Source organism: Nocardioides kribbensis (genome assembly GCF_015070375.1).
GTDB lineage: Bacteria > Actinomycetota > Actinomycetes > Propionibacteriales > Nocardioidaceae > Nocardioides > Nocardioides kribbensis.
The window spans coordinates 278,039-292,075 of record NZ_JADCLL010000006.1; the positions used below are offsets into that span (position 1 = coordinate 278,039).

12 protein-coding genes are annotated in these 14,037 nt (G+C 73.5%); 7 read left to right on the forward strand and 5 right to left on the reverse strand.

Annotation, left to right across the window (positions count from 1 at the left end):
* Positions 1 to 1,680, reverse strand: coding sequence for a dihydroxy-acid dehydratase (gene ilvD, locus IR170_RS14520; RefSeq protein ID WP_056862300.1), 1,680 nt, complete (start codon positions 1,678 to 1,680; stop codon positions 1 to 3).
* Between the two features lie 103 nt (positions 1,681 to 1,783).
* On the opposite strand from ilvD, the gene IR170_RS14525 reads away from it, so the two are divergent.
* The 3 genes from IR170_RS14525 (at position 1,784) to IR170_RS14535 (ending at position 5,806) form a co-directional block, all read left to right on the forward strand.
* Positions 1,784 to 2,569 carry an HAD family hydrolase gene (locus tag IR170_RS14525; protein ID WP_319805100.1) on the forward strand — a complete coding sequence of 262 codons (786 nt, stop codon included), beginning with the start codon at positions 1,784 to 1,786 and terminating at the stop codon, positions 2,567 to 2,569.
* A complete protein-coding gene (locus IR170_RS14530) occupies positions 2,566 to 5,193 on the forward strand; it encodes a glycoside hydrolase family 65 protein (protein ID WP_193665120.1) in 2,628 nt (875 codons plus the stop codon). The genes IR170_RS14525 and IR170_RS14530 overlap by 4 nt, the downstream gene beginning before the upstream one ends.
* Before the next feature lie 118 nt (positions 5,194 to 5,311).
* Positions 5,312 to 5,806, forward strand: coding sequence for a DUF2505 domain-containing protein (locus IR170_RS14535; protein ID WP_193665122.1), 495 nt, complete (start codon positions 5,312 to 5,314; stop codon positions 5,804 to 5,806).
* A 19-nt stretch (positions 5,807 to 5,825) separates the two neighbouring features.
* Here IR170_RS14535 and IR170_RS14540 read toward each other — a convergent pair whose 3' ends face one another.
* A complete protein-coding gene (locus IR170_RS14540; protein ID WP_193665125.1) occupies positions 5,826 to 6,098 on the reverse strand; it encodes a hypothetical protein in 273 nt (90 codons plus the stop codon).
* Positions 6,099 to 6,203: 105 nt separating this feature from the next.
* Between IR170_RS14540 and IR170_RS14545 the strand changes: the two genes are divergently transcribed.
* The gene (locus IR170_RS14545) at positions 6,204 to 7,274 is read left to right on the forward strand and encodes an alkene reductase (protein ID WP_082499899.1); all 1,071 of its coding nucleotides are present in this window, start codon (positions 6,204 to 6,206) and stop codon (positions 7,272 to 7,274) included.
* A 115-nt stretch (positions 7,275 to 7,389) separates the two neighbouring features.
* Here IR170_RS14545 and pruA read toward each other — a convergent pair whose 3' ends face one another.
* From pruA to IR170_RS14560, 3 genes are all read right to left on the reverse strand, one after another.
* A complete protein-coding gene (gene pruA / locus IR170_RS14550; RefSeq protein ID WP_193665127.1) occupies positions 7,390 to 9,018 on the reverse strand; it encodes an L-glutamate gamma-semialdehyde dehydrogenase in 1,629 nt (542 codons plus the stop codon).
* Positions 9,019 to 9,081: 63 nt separating this feature from the next.
* Positions 9,082 to 9,498, reverse strand: coding sequence for a DUF6912 family protein (locus IR170_RS14555; protein ID WP_227489294.1), 417 nt, complete (start codon positions 9,496 to 9,498; stop codon positions 9,082 to 9,084).
* Positions 9,495 to 11,069 carry a WS/DGAT/MGAT family O-acyltransferase gene (locus tag IR170_RS14560; RefSeq protein ID WP_193665129.1) on the reverse strand — a complete coding sequence of 525 codons (1,575 nt, stop codon included), beginning with the start codon at positions 11,067 to 11,069 and terminating at the stop codon, positions 9,495 to 9,497. Before IR170_RS14560 ends, IR170_RS14555 begins: the two co-directional genes overlap by 4 nt.
* A gap of 276 nt (positions 11,070 to 11,345) precedes the next feature.
* Between IR170_RS14560 and IR170_RS14565 the strand changes: the two genes are divergently transcribed.
* Genes IR170_RS14565 through IR170_RS14575 form a run of 3 tightly spaced genes read left to right on the forward strand, consistent with a single transcriptional unit; the run spans position 11,346 to position 14,037 of the window.
* On the forward strand, positions 11,346 to 11,792 hold the full coding sequence (locus IR170_RS14565; RefSeq protein WP_193665131.1) for a hypothetical protein: 447 nt from the start codon (positions 11,346 to 11,348) through the stop codon (positions 11,790 to 11,792).
* A gap of 2 nt (positions 11,793 to 11,794) precedes the next feature.
* A complete protein-coding gene (locus IR170_RS14570) occupies positions 11,795 to 13,192 on the forward strand; it encodes a hypothetical protein (RefSeq protein ID WP_319805101.1) in 1,398 nt (465 codons plus the stop codon).
* Positions 13,189 to 14,037, forward strand: a complete 849-nt coding sequence (locus IR170_RS14575) for a thioesterase family protein (protein WP_319805102.1) — start codon at positions 13,189 to 13,191, stop codon at positions 14,035 to 14,037. Before IR170_RS14570 ends, IR170_RS14575 begins: the two co-directional genes overlap by 4 nt.

Consider the following 14,037-nt stretch of genomic DNA (forward strand, 5'->3'; position numbering starts at 1 on the left):
TCAGCCGGTGACGGCGCCGTGCGCGGCGGAGGCGACGGTGCGGGCGTACTTGCCGAGCACGCCGCGGGTGTACTTCGGCTCGCGGGGCGCCCAGCCCTCCTTGCGCGACTCCCAGTCGTCGCCCTGCTCGACCTCGAGGCTGCGGTTGAGCACGTCGAGGGTGATCCGGTCGCCGTCGCGCACGAAGGCGATCGGGCCGCCGTCGACGGCCTCGGGGGCGACGTGGCCGACGCAGAGGCCGGTCGTGCCGCCGGAGAAGCGGCCGTCGGTGAGCAGCAGGACGTCCTTGCCCAGGCCGGCGCCCTTGATGGCGCCGGTGATGGCGAGCATCTCGCGCATGCCGGGGCCGCCCTTGGGGCCCTCGTAGCGGATGACGACCACGTCGCCGGCGGTGATCTGCCCGGCGGTGAGGGCGTCCATGGCGGCGCGCTCGCCGTCGAAGACGCGGGCGGTGCCGGTGAAGACCGATTCGTCGAAGCCGGCCGACTTCACGACGGCGCCCTCGGGCGCCAGCGAGCCCTTGAGGATGGTGAGACCGCCGGTGGCGTGGATCGGGCGGTCGAGACGGCGGATGACGTCGTCGTCGAGGGCCGGCGGCGCGAGGGCCTCGAGGTTCTCGGCCATGGTCCGGCCGGTGACGGTGAGGCAGTCGCCGTGCATGAGGCCCGCGTCGAGCAGCGCCTTCATGACCACCGGGATGCCGCCGATCTTGTCGACGTCGTTCATGACGTAGCGGCCGAAGGGCTTGAGGTCGGCCAGGTGCGGGACCTTGTCGCCGATGCGGTTGAAGTCGTCGATGGTCAGCGGCACCTCGGCCTCGCGGGCGATGGCCAGCAGGTGCAGCACAGCATTGGTGGAGCCGCCGAGGGCCATGACGACGGTGATGGCGTTCTCGAAGGCCTCCATGGTCATGATCTGGCGCGCCGTGATCCCGCGGCGCAGCATCTCGACCACGGCCTCGCCGGAGCGGTGGGCGAAGCCGTCACGGCGCCGGTCGACGGCCGGCGGGGCGGCCGAGCCGGGCAGCGACATGCCGAGGGCCTCGCCGACGGCGGCCATCGTGTTGGCGGTGTACATGCCGCCGCAGGCGCCCTCGCCGGGGCAGATGGCCCGCTCGATGCGGTCGACCTCCTCGCGGGTGATCTTGCCGGCCAGGCAGGCGCCGACGGCCTCGAAGGCGTCGATGATCGTGACGTCGTTGCCGTCGACCTGCCCGGGCATGATCGAGCCGGCGTAGAGGAACACCGAGGCCAGGTCGAGGCGGGCCGCGGCCATCATCATGCCCGGCAGCGACTTGTCGCAGCCGGCCAGCAGCACCGAGCCGTCGAGGCGCTCGGCCATCATCACGGTCTCCACCGAGTCGGCGATGACCTCGCGCGAGACCAGCGAGAAGTGCATGCCCTCGTGGCCCATGGAGATGCCGTCGGAGACCGAGATCGTGCCGAACTCCAGCGGGTAGCCGCCGGCGGCGTGCACGCCGTTCTTGACCGCCTTGGCCAGCCGGTCGAGCGAGAGGTTGCAGGGGGTGATCTCGTTCCAGCTCGACGCCACACCGATCTGGGGCTTCTCCCAGTCGTCGTCGCCCATGCCGACCGCGCGGAGCATGCCGCGCGAGGCCGCTCTCTCGAGGCCGTCGGTGACGTCGCGGGAGCGGGGCTTCAGGTCCGGCTGGTCGTCCATGCCGAGCAGCCTACGTCCGCCGCGGCGTTGCGCCCGTCACCGTCCCGACCTGCGTACGCCGGGCCTTCACACCCGCGACACACGCGCGGCCTACCCTGCTGCGGTGACGACTCCCGCGACCCCGCCCGAGCCCGCCGGCACGACCCCGGTCGACTGGTCGGCGCACGCCGCCGTGCTCTTCGACCTCGACGGCGTGATCACCCCGACCGCCGAGGTGCACATGCGCGCCTGGTCGGAGATGTTCAACGCCTTCCTGTCCGAGCACCGCTCCGAGGACACCGCGGGCGACTGGTCGGCCTACACCGAGGCCGACTACTTCGCCCACGTCGACGGCAAGCCCCGCTACGACGGCGTGCGCGACTTCCTGGCCTCGCGCGGCATCGCGCTGCCCGAGGGCGAGGCCACGGACTCCGGCGCCCCCGACCGGGCGCCCACGGTCAAGGGCCTGGGCAACCGGAAGAACGACGCCTTCAACGCCGTGCTCGCACGCGACGGCGTCTCCGCCTTCCCGGGCTCGGTGGCGCTGCTCGACCACCTGCGCGACCTCGGCACGCCGCTGGCCGTCGTGTCCTCCTCGGCCAACGCCCCCGCCGTGCTGGAGGCCGCCGGGCTGGCCGACCGCTTCGAGACCGTCGTGTCCGGCGCGGTGGCCGAGGAGCTCGGCCTGCCGGGCAAGCCGGCCCCCGACACCTTCGTGCACGCCGCCACCGTGCTGGGCGCCGACCCGGGCTCGGCCGTGGTGCTCGAGGACGCCGTGTCCGGCGTGCGCGCCGGCGCGGCCGGCGGGTTCGCGGTCGTGGTCGGCGTCGACCGCGGCGCCGGCGCCGAGGTGCTCACCGGCGCCGGGGCCACGCTGGTCGTCGCCGACCTCGCCGAGCTGGTCCCGTGAGCGCGCGCACCCCCGGGCAGGGACAGACCCAGGGCAGCCACGGCCGCCACGTCGCGGCCGACCCCGTCGACCGCAGCCGCTTCCCCGTCGACCCGTGGCGCCTGGTCGAGCGCGCCTACGACCCCGACGACCTCGGGGTCACCGAGACCCTCTTCACCGTCGCCAACGGCTACCTCGGCATGCGCGGCAACCCCGCCGAGGGCCGCGACGCCTACGCCCACGGCACCTTCGTCAACGGCTTCCACGAGACCTGGCCGATCCGCCACGCCGAGGCGGCGTTCGGCTTCGCCCGCACCGGCCAGACCATCGTCAACGTGCCCGACGCCAAGCTGATGAAGCTCTACGTCGACGACGAGCCGCTCACCATCGGCACCGCCGACCTCGAGCACTACGAGCGCAGCCTCGACTTCCGCGACGGCGTCCTGCGCCGCTCGCTGGTGTGGCGCACCCCCTCGGGCAAGCGGGTCAGGGTCGAGTCGTCCCGCATGGTCTCGATGACCCAGCGCCACCTCGCGGTGATGACCTTCGAGGTCACGATGCTCGAGGGCGACGCCCCGATCGTGATCTCCTCGCAGGTGCTCAACCGCCAGGACGGCAAGGACGAGTACCACGTCTCCTCGCAGTCGATGGGCGAGGGCGTCGACCCGCGCAAGGCGGCGTCGTTCGACGACCGGGTGCTGCTGCCGCGGCTCAGCTACGCGCGCCACGACCGGATGATGCTCGGCTACATGTGCGCCAACTCCAAGATGACCATCGCGGTCGGCGCCGACCACCGGCTGGAGTCGGAGGACGAGCCCGAGGTGATCCTGCGCGACGACGAGGACCTCACCAAGATGGTCTTCCGCGTCGAGGCCCGCGAGGGCCGCACCGTGCGCCTGGAGAAGACGGTGGCCTACCACACCTCGCGCGGCGTGCCCGTGCGCGAGCTGGCCGACCGCTGCGACCGCACCCTCGACCGCGCCGCGCTGCACGGCGTGGCCCACTACCACGCCGAGCAGCGCGCGTGGTTCGACCGGTTCTGGTCGGCCGCCGACGTCGAGGTGGAGGCCGCCGACGGCACCGACGTCGAGGAGACGCTCGCCACCCAGCAGGCGATCCGCTTCAACCTCTTCTCCCTGGCCCAGGCCAGCGCGCGCGCCGACCAGCAGGGCGTGCCGGCCAAGGGGGTGACCGGCTCGGGCTACGAGGGGCACTACTTCTGGGACTCCGAGATCTACGTCGCGCCCTTCCTCACCTACACCCAGCCCCACCTGGCCCGGAACCTGCTGCACTTCCGCACCCGGATGCTGCCCGCCGCGCGCCACCGGGCCCGCGAGATGGCGCAGAGCGGTGCGCTCTTCCCCTGGCGCACCATCAACGGCGAGGAGGCCTCGGCCTACTACGCCGCCGGCACCGCCCAGGTCCACATCGACGCCGACGTCTCCTACGCCCTGACGCAGTACGTCGCGGCCACCGGCGACACCGGCTTCCTCGTGCGCGACGGCATCGACGTGCTCGTCGAGACCTCGCGGATGTACGTCGACCTCGGCTTCTGGCGCAGCAACGGCTCGCTGTCGTTCCACATCCACGGCGTGACCGGCCCCGACGAGTACACGACGGTCGTCAACAACAACCTCTTCACCAACGTCATGGCGCGCTACAACCTCGAGCAGGCCGTGGCCGCCGTCGAGCTGCTGCGCGCCGAGCACCCCGTCGAGCACGCACGCCTGGTGGGCCGGCTGCACCTCGGCGACGACGAGGTCGAGGAGTGGCGCCGCTGCGCGGCCGGCATGCACATCCCCTTCGACGAGGGCCTGGGCATCCACCCGCAGGACGACTTCTTCCTCGACCGGGAGGTCTGGGACCTCTCGCGCACCCCCGACGAGCTGCGCCCGCTGCTGCTGCACTACCACCCGCTGGTGATCTACCGCTTCCAGGTGCTCAAGCAGGCCGACGTCGTCCTCGCGCTCTTCCTCCAGGGCGACCGCTTCACCGCGGCCGAGAAGCGCGCCGACTTCGAGTACTACGACCCGATCACCACCGGCGACTCCACGCTGTCGGCGGTCGTGCAGTCGGTGATGGCCGCCGAGGTGGGCTACCACGAGGTCGCGTTCCAGTACTTCCTGCAGTCGCTCTACGTCGACCTGTGCAACCTGCACGGCAACACCGTCGACGGCCTGCACATCGCCTCGACCGGCGGCGTGTGGAGCGCGCTGGTCTTCGGCTTCGGCGGCATGCGCGACCGCGGTCCCCGGCTGTCCTTCGACCCGCGGCTGCCCGACGCCTGGGGCCGGCTGCGCTTCGCGGTCACCTGGCGCGGCACCCGGGTGCGCGTGGAGCTCACCGAGGCCGCGATCAGCTTCACCCTCGACGGCGACGACGCCCCCGACGTGGAGATCGCGGTCGCGGGCCGCGAGCACGTCGTGCGCGCCGGCGCCCCGCTCGTGGTCGCGCTCGACGGCCACGGCGACCGGCTCTCGGGCCACCTGGGCGACGAGCCGCAGCTCGGCGGGGTGCGCTCCGACGGCACCCGCATCACCGCCGGGGTGCCCGACCCGATCTCCTTCGAGGACCCGACGTACGCCGAGATCCTCGCCGAGGAGGAGGAGCTGCCCGCGATCGGGCCGCACGTCCCGCAGAGCTGACCTGGCGCACGTCACCCGGTCGGGCCTGCCGACTCGGTGCACACCCGTGCATGATGTGCACCGACCGATCCGCACGCACGCGGCCCCGCGCCCCCGGCGCGGCCACGAGAGGTGAGAAGTGAGCAAGCGACTCAAGCACGACCTGACCTACGACGCCCCTCTGGCCGAGGTGGCCGCGATGCTGGCCGACAAGTCCTTCCGCGAGGAGGTCTGCGACTACCAGCGGGTGCTCTCGCACACCGTCACGGTCACCCCCAAGGGCGACCGGCCCGAGGACGGCATGGAGGTCGTCATCGACCAGGTGCAGCCGGCCAAGGGCCTCCCCTCCTTCGCCACCAAGCTCGTCGGCGACGAGATCAACATCGTGCAGACCGAGTCGTGGAGCACGATCGACCGCGGCGCCGTGCTCGTGACCATCCCGGGCAAGCCCGGCGAGATGAAGGGCACCGCCACCCTGCGCGAGGCCGGCGGGGTCACCACCGAGACCGTCGACCTGGAGATCAAGGTCGGCATCCCGCTGGTCGGCGGCAAGATCGAGGGCCTGGTCAGCGACATGCTCCTCAAGGCGCTCAAGGCCGAGAACAAGGTCGGCCGGGAGTACCTCGCCCGCTGACCGGGGCCGCCCCGGTCGCTCAGTCGCGGCCGGGGGCACCTCGGGGTCCGTCGCCCGCGTCGGGTGCCTGGGCGGCCCGGGCGCCGTCGCCGGCGACCGCCTCACCCGCGGTCTCCTCGGCGGCCCGGTCGGAGCGGCGCCGCAGCGCCACGACCACGCCGAGCACCAGGAAGGGCCCGAAGGCCAGCGCCACCGTGAGTGCCTGCTCCACCGGGTGCAGGGCGCCCAGGTGCAGCGCCACCAGCCACGCGGTGGCGGTGTCGGCGGTCGGCGCGAGGGCTGCGGTGCTCATCACGCCCCATTCTCACCTCCCCGGGTGAGACCGGGATGAGGTGGGGCGTCCGGGGCGTTCGTACTCGTGACCGACCGCACCCGACACACAGGAGCTGACACCACCGTGGCCGACCTCTTCGACTCCCTCACCGTGAAGAACTGGGAGCTCCCCAACCGCCTCGTGATGGCGCCGCTCACCCGCAACCGCGCCGAGGGCACCGTGCCCGGTGACCTCAACGTGGAGTACTACGCCCAGCGCGCCTCCGCCGGCCTCATCATCACCGAGGGCAGCCAGCCCAGCGCCCACGGCCAGGGCTACCTCAACACCCCCGGCTTCCACACCGCCGAGCAGCTCGCCGGCTGGAAGCGCGTCGCCGAGGCCGTGCACGCCGGCGGCGGCCGCATCGTCGCCCAGCTCATGCACGCGGGCCGCGTCGCGCACCCCGACAACACCGGCGGCCAGGAGCTGATCGCGCCGAGCGCGATCGCCACCCCCGACGAGATGTTCACCGCCGAGGGCATGAAGCCCTCGCCCACCCCGCGCGCCATCGAGACCGACGAGATCGCCTCGGTCGTGCAGGAGTACGTCGACGCCGCCCGCGGCGCGATCGACGCCGGTCTCGACGGTGTCGAGGTCCACGCCGCCAACGGCTACCTCATCCACCAGTTCCTGGCCCCGGGCTCCAACCACCGCGAGGACGCCTACGGCGGCTCGCCGGAGAACCGTGCCCGCTTCGCCATCGAGGTCACCCGCGCCGTGGCCGCCGAGATCGGCGCCGACAAGGTCGGCATCCGCATCTCGCCGGCCCACAACATCCAGGGCTGCACCGAGACCGACCCCGCCGACGTCGAGGCCACCTACACCGCCCTCGTGCAGGCCATCGCCCCGCTGGGCCTGGCCTACCTGAGCTTCCTCGCCGACCCCGAGCTCGACCTGATCCAGGGTCTGCGCAAGGAGTTCGGCGGCGTGGTCATCGCCAACGACGGCTTCGGCACCGTCACCACCAAGGAGGACGCGCAGCGCATCCTCGACCAGGACCTCGCCGACGCCGTGGCCGTGGGCCGGCTCTTCATCGCCAACCCCGACCTGCCGCGCCGCTGGCAGACCGACGCCCCGCTGAACGAGCCGAACCCCGACACGTTCTACGGCGGCGGCGCCGAGGGCTACACCGACTACCCCGCCCTCGAGGCCTGAGCCTCCGACTCCCCCGCGGGTCGACCCAGGTCCCGCACCAGGGCCCGACGCAGCACGAGGCCCCACCGGTCGTCCGGTGGGGCCTCGTGGCGTCTGCGGGCGTGCGCGCCGGGGCTCAGCCCATGTAGGGGTAGCGGTAGTCGGTCGGCGGCACGAAGGTCTCCTTGATCGAGCGCGGCGAGGTCCAGCGCAGCAGGTTGACCGCGGCGCCGGCCTTGTCGTTGGTGCCGCTGGCGCGCCCGCCGCCGAAGGGCTGCTGGCCCACCACCGCGCCGGTGGGCTTGTCGTTGACGTAGAAGTTGCCGGCCGCGAAGCGCAGCTCCTCGCGGGCCCAGGCGATGGCCGCGCGGTCCTGGGAGATGATCGCGCCGGTGAGGGCGTAGGGGGCGAAGGACTCCATCTGGTGCACGACCGACTCGAAGTCGGCGTCGTCGTAGACGTGCACGACGAGGATGGGGCCGAAGTACTCGGTCGAGAACATCTCGTCGGTGGGGTCGGTCGACTCCACGACCGTGGGACGCACGAACCACCCGGTGGAGTCGTCGGTCTGGCCGCCGGCGATCACCGTGAGGTGCGGGGTCTCCTGGGCGCGGGCGATGGCGGCGCGGTGCTTGGCGAAGGCCCGGTCGTCGATGACGGCGCCCATGAAGTGGGAGAAGTCGGTGGGGTCGCCGACGCTGATCGCCTCGACCTCGGCCACCAGGTCGTCCTTGATCCGGTCCCACACCGAGCGGGCGACGTAGGCGCGCGAGGCCGCCGAGCACTTCTGGCCCTGGAACTCGAAGGAGCCGCGGATTAGCGCGGTGCGCAGCACGTCGGGGTCGGCCGAGGGGTGGGCGACCACGAAGTCCTTGCCGCCGGTCTCGCCGACGATGCGGGGGTAGGAGCGGTAGCCCGCGATGTTCTCCCCCACCGTGCGCCACAGGTGCTGGAAGGTGGGGGTCGAGCCGGTGAAGTGGATGCCGGCGAGGTCGCGGTGGGCCAGGGCCACCTCGGAGACCTCCAGGCCGTCGCCGGGGAGCATGTTGATGACGCCCGGCGGCATGCCGGCCTCCTCGAGCAGCTCCATGGTCAGCGACGCCGCCAGCTGCTGGGTCGGCGAGGGCTTCCACAGCACGGTGTTGCCCATCAGCGCCGGCGCGGTCGGCAGGTTGCCGGCGATGGCGGTGAAGTTGAAGGGGGTGATCGCGTAGACGAAGCCCTCGAGGGGGCGGTGGTCGGTGCGGTTCCAGATGCCCGGGGAGTTGGCGATGGGCTGGTCGGTGAGGATCTGCTTGGCGTAGTGCACGTTGAAGCGCCAGAAGTCGATGAGCTCGCAGGCGCTGTCGATCTCGGCCTGGAAGGCGGTCTTCGACTGCCCCAGCACGGTGGCGGCGTTGATGCGCTGGCGCCACGGACCGGCGAGCAGGTCGGCGGCCTTGAGGATCACCGCGCAGCGCTCGTCGAAGGCCATCGCGCGCCAGGCGGGAGCGGCGTCCTGGGCGGCGGTGATCGCGGCCTCGGCGTCGGCGCGGGTGCTGTTGCGGGTCACGCCCAGCACGTGCTGGTGGTCGTGGGGCTGCACGACGCGGATCTCGGCCCCGCCGCCGGGGCGCGCCTCGCCGCCGATGTGGGCGGGCAGGTCGCGCTGCTGCGACTCCAGCCGCGCGATCTCGGCCTGGAGCGCCTCGCGCTCCGCCGATCCGGGCGCGTAGGTGAGGTTGGGCTCGTTGACGGGTGCCGGCGGGAAGGTGAGGGCGTCCATGGGCGCGACTCTAACGAGGCCGTGCCCCGGGCTCCGAGTCCCGGCCCCCTCCCCCCGCGGGGGTCAGAGCAGGTGGGCGATCTCCTGGGTGGCGTACCACGCGAGGTCGTCGTCGTCCGGCGCGTCGTCGACCGGGTCGACGTGGGCCGAGGCGACGGTGCGCCAGGGCACGTCGGCGGCGACGTCGACCAGCGTCGGGTCGTCGCCGGCGACGGGCTCGACCGCGGGCACGTCGACGGCGAGCACCACGCGGCGCGGCCGGTCGGCGGGGGTGAGCAGCGTGCGCGACGTGGCGGCGGCGGCCATGAGGGCGGCGTACTCCCAGCCCTCCTCGTCGCCGTCGGGCCACTCCGCGCGCAGCGCCTCGGTCACCGCGTGGGCGCGCAGCGGGCCCTCGAGGCGGCCCGCGGCGACGAGGGCGGCGAGCGAGGAGGACGTGAGCGGCACGTAGGCGCGGATGGCGCCGGAGCGCGGGCTCACGACTCCTCCCCCGCGGGGCCGTCGGGCGGGCCGTCGAGCGGGCCGGCGGACGGTCTGGTGGGCGGGGTCGCGCCGCCGGTGGGGCGGCTGCTCGCGGGCCGGGTGACCCTGCGGGCCGACCGGGGGGCCGTCGTGCCGGCGCCGCCGCGACGGCGACCCCGTGGCACCCGCGAGCGGGCACCGGTGACGGTGTCGAGCAGCTCGTCGAGGGCCTCGGAGAGGCACTGGCCGAGGACCTCGGCGTCGGGGACCTTGTCGCGGTCGGCGGTGATGCCGTAGTAGACGCCGCCGTCGTAGGAGGTCACGCCGAAGGCGAGGGTCTGGCCCGGCGGCAGCGGCGGCACGGGATAGGTCGCCTGCATGCGGGCGCCCGCGGCGTAAAGCGGCGACTGCGGGCCCGGCACGTTGGTGATCGTGAGCTGCGCACCCCGGCGGGTCTCGGCCGCGGCCACACGGCTGCCGATGGCGTGGAAGGTCGACGGGGCGAAGCCCGCGATCCCGGCCAGCCGGTTGGCGGCGACGCTGCGGCCGGTCTCCTGGTGGGAGAGGAAGGAGTAGCTCAGCTGGTGCAGCCGCACGACGGGACTGGCCTCGCCCAGGGGCAGCTGCACCAGGTGGGGCGCGATCTGGCTGCCGAGGGAGGTCGCCTCGAGCTCGTGGTCGATGACCGAGACCGGCACGACGGCGCGCACCTGGCTCAGCGACCCCAGCGAGGCGCCCCGGGTCATCAGCCACGCCCGCAGGCCGCCGGCGACCGTGGCCAGGATGACGTCGTTGACCGTGCCGCCGTGCACGTCGCGGATGCGGCGGTAGTCGGCGAGCTGGGTGGTCACCGAGACCACGCGGCGCTGCTGGGAGAGCCGGCCGGCCAGCGGGGTCTCCGGGGCCTGGCCCCGCCCGGTCAGCCCGCCGACGACACGGCCGGCGCGCTCGGCCGCACCGGTGGCGGTGCGGGTCAGGGCGCCGGTGCTGCTGCGCAGGGTGTCGACCACCGTCGCGCGGTCGCGCAGGGAGTCACCGAGCGCCTCCGCCACCAGGCCCGGGGTGGAGCGGCGGGGCTCCGGCGCCCAGTCGTCGTGGCCCAGCGACTTCGGCTCCGCGGAGGAGTCGAGCAGCACCTGGGCCAGGTCGACCGTGCCGACGCCGTCCACCAGCGCCTGGTGGGACTTGTAGAGCAGGGCCACCCGGCCACCGGAGAGGCCCTCCACGAAGTAGACCTCCCACAGCGGGCGGCTGCGGTCGAGCGGGCGCGACACGATGCGGGCGACCAGCTCGCGCAGCTGGTCGAGCGAGCCGGGGCGGGGCAGCGCGGAGCGGCGTACGTGGTAGCCCAGGTCGAAGCGCTCGTCGTCGACCCACACCGGGTTGGCCAGCCAGCCCGGCACGCTCTGCACGCGCTGGCGGTAGCGCGGGACGAACGAGATCCGGTCGGCGATGAGCTCCACCAGCCGGTCGTAGTCGAAGCCCGAGTCGCCCGGCTCGAAGATCTCGACCGTCGCGTTGTGCCTCGGGGTGGTCAACGACTCCTCGGTCAGGAACGCGAGGTCCCGCGACCGCAGACGCTCACTCATCGGTGCCTCTCTGTGCTGACGGGGGTCCCTCCACCGGGACGGGGCGGGCGGGACCGGGGCCGACCCGGGCCCTCGGTGCCCCCGGCCGGGGGCGGGCTGAGGACCCGCTGAGACCGCGCTGAGGGGCTGCTGAACCCACCGGCCCGGCTCTCCCCGGAGTTGCTCGTCGTGCGATTCTGTCAGAGGCCCGTGCACCACCGGGCCGACGACCACGGCCGGCCCCCGGCCGCCCTCCCCCCGGTCCGCCACGTCCCCGTCTGCGAAGGAACCCGCACCATGCGTCTGCTGGCCTCGTCCGCTGCCCTCACCTGCCTCCTGCTGCTCGCCAGCGGCTGCGGGGACGCCGAGACGGTCTCCGACGACACCACCGGTGCGGCGACGTCGAGCGCGACGACCGGCGCCACCGAGGGCTCGGGCGCCTCGCCCTCCGGCTCCGCCTCGGAAGGCTCCGAGGAGCCGGCCGGCACCGTCGTCCCGATCACCATCGAGGGCGACACCGTCTCCCCCGAGGCCCAGCGCCTGCCCGTCTCCCTCGACGAGACCGTCACCCTCGAGATCACCGCCGACGCCCCGGGCGAGATCCACGTGCACTCCACCCCCGAGCAGGAGCTGGAGTACGACGAGGGCACCACCGACCTCGAGCTCACCTTCGAGCAGCCCGGCGTGGTCGAGGTCGAGTCCCACGACCTCGGGCTGACCATCCTGCAGCTCGAGGTCTCCTGACCGTGGCGGGCCTGACCGGCCTGCACGCCGGCCTCCAGGCGGCCCTCGCCGCCGGCGTCACCGACGACCGGGTCACCCAGGCGCACGGCATCGGCGGCGCCAAGGACCTGCCCATCTCCCCGGAGCTGGCCATCGCCGGCGCCGTGGCGGCGCTGACGGTCTCCTTCACCGTGCTCGCGGTGGCGTGGCGCAGCCCGCGCTACGACGCCGCCACGAGCGGCCGGCCGCTGCCGCTGCTCACGCGCGTGGTCGACTCCGTGCCGTGGCGCGTGGCCCTGCGCGTCGCGGGTCTCGCGGTCTTCGGCTGGGGGGCGCTCGCCGCGGTCTTCGGCCGCGACCTGCTGCTCAACCCCTTCTTCGGCATGTTCTACGTGTGGCTGTGGGTGGGGATCGTGCCCGCCTCGGTGCTGCTGGGCCCGGTCTTCAAGGCCATCAGCCCGGCCCGCACGATCAACCTGGCGCTGGCGAAGATCTCCGGCGGCGACCCCGAGGTCGGCCTGCTGCGCTACCCCGAGCGGCTCGGCTACTGGCCGGCGGCGATCGGTCTCTTCGCCTTCGTGTGGCTCGAGCTGGTCTACCCCTACTCCACCGAGCTGGGGCCGGTGCGGCTGTGGGCGGCGGTCTACGTCGCGGCCATGCTCGTCGGCGGGGCGGTCTTCGGCAACGTCTGGTACGAGCGCGCCGACCCCTTCGAGGTCTACTCCAGCCTCGTCGCCAAGCTCTCGGTGTGGGGTCGGCGCGACGGGATGGTGCTGCTGCGCAGCCCGCTGGCCAACCTCGACTCCCTCGTGCCGCGTCCGGGGCTGGTGGCCGTGGTGGCGGTGCTCTTCGGGTCCACCGCCTTCGACTCCTTCCGCGACTCCCTGCGCTGGGTCTCGTTCCTGCAGAACACCGCGTGGATCGACTCCCGCTCCTGGGCGCCCGACGTGGCCAACAACATCGGCCTGGTCGTCTTCTGCGCCGGGGTCGGGGGGCTCTTCGCCCTCGGCACGATGACCACCGGCGTCGAGGAGGGCCGGTCGCGGCGGGCGCTGCCGATGCTGTTCGCCCACTCGGTGGTCCCGATCATCGTCGGCTACATCATCGCCCACTACCTGTCCTACTGGGTGGAGTACGGCCAGCAGACCCTCATCCAGGCCAGCGACCCGCTGAGCAACGGCTCCGACCTGCTCGGCACCGGCAGCTGGACGCCGAACTACTGGCTCTCCAACCACCCCACGCTGCTGGCCAACACCAAGGTCGCCGCGGTCGTGCTGGGCCACGTGCTGGGCGTGGTGGCGGCCCACGACCGGGCCATCAAGCTGCTGCCGCGACGCCACCAGCTCACCGGGCAGCTGCCGCTGCTCTTCGTCATGGTCGCCTTCACCGCCGGCGGCCTCTACCTCCTCTTCGCGGCGTGAGCCGCGCCGTGGAGCGCCCCGACCGGTTCTTCGACCGGCTCGGCGGGGGCCGCTTCCTGCCCACCGACCTCACCGGCGGCGCGTGGTCGACCGCGGAGCAGCACATCAGCCCCTTCGTGGGCCTGCTGGTGCACGAGGTCGAGCGCGACGCCGCCGCCCGGGCCGCCGCCCCTGCCGACACCGCCGCTCCTGCCGGCGGCGCGCGGGCGATGACGGTGAGCCGGGTGTCGGTCGACATCCTCGGGGTCATCGGGCCCGAGGAGGTGCAGGTCGACGTCGAGGTGCTGCGCCCGGGCCGCACCATCGAGCTGGTCGAGGCCACCCTGCGCAGCGCCGGCCGGGCGGCGGCCCGCGCCCGGGTGTGGCGGCTGGCCACCCGCGACACCTCGGTCGTCGCCGGCGGGGCCGGGGAGCCGCTCCCACCGCCCCACGACCTGCCGACGCGAGCCATGACCGACGTCTGGCCGGGCGGCTACATCGCCGGCCTCGACGTGCGCGCCGCCGGGGAGGTCGAGCCCGGCCGGGGCCGGTCGTGGATCTCCACCACGGCCGCGCTCGTGGCCGGTGAGCCCGCGAGCGCCCTGGCGCGGCTGCTCGGCCTCGTCGACACCGCCAACGGGCTGGCGGTGCGCACCTCGCCGCAGGAGTGGGCCTTCCCCAACCTCGACCTCACCGTGCACCTCGTGCGCGAGCCGCAGGTCGCCGACGGCGACCCGGTGTGGCTGGGCCTCGACACCACGGTCGTCTTCGGCCCCGACGGCGTCGGGCTGACCAGCAGCGTGCTGCACGACCTCCACGGACCCGTGGGCCGCGCGGCGCAGGTGCTCACCCTCCGCCCTCGCTGA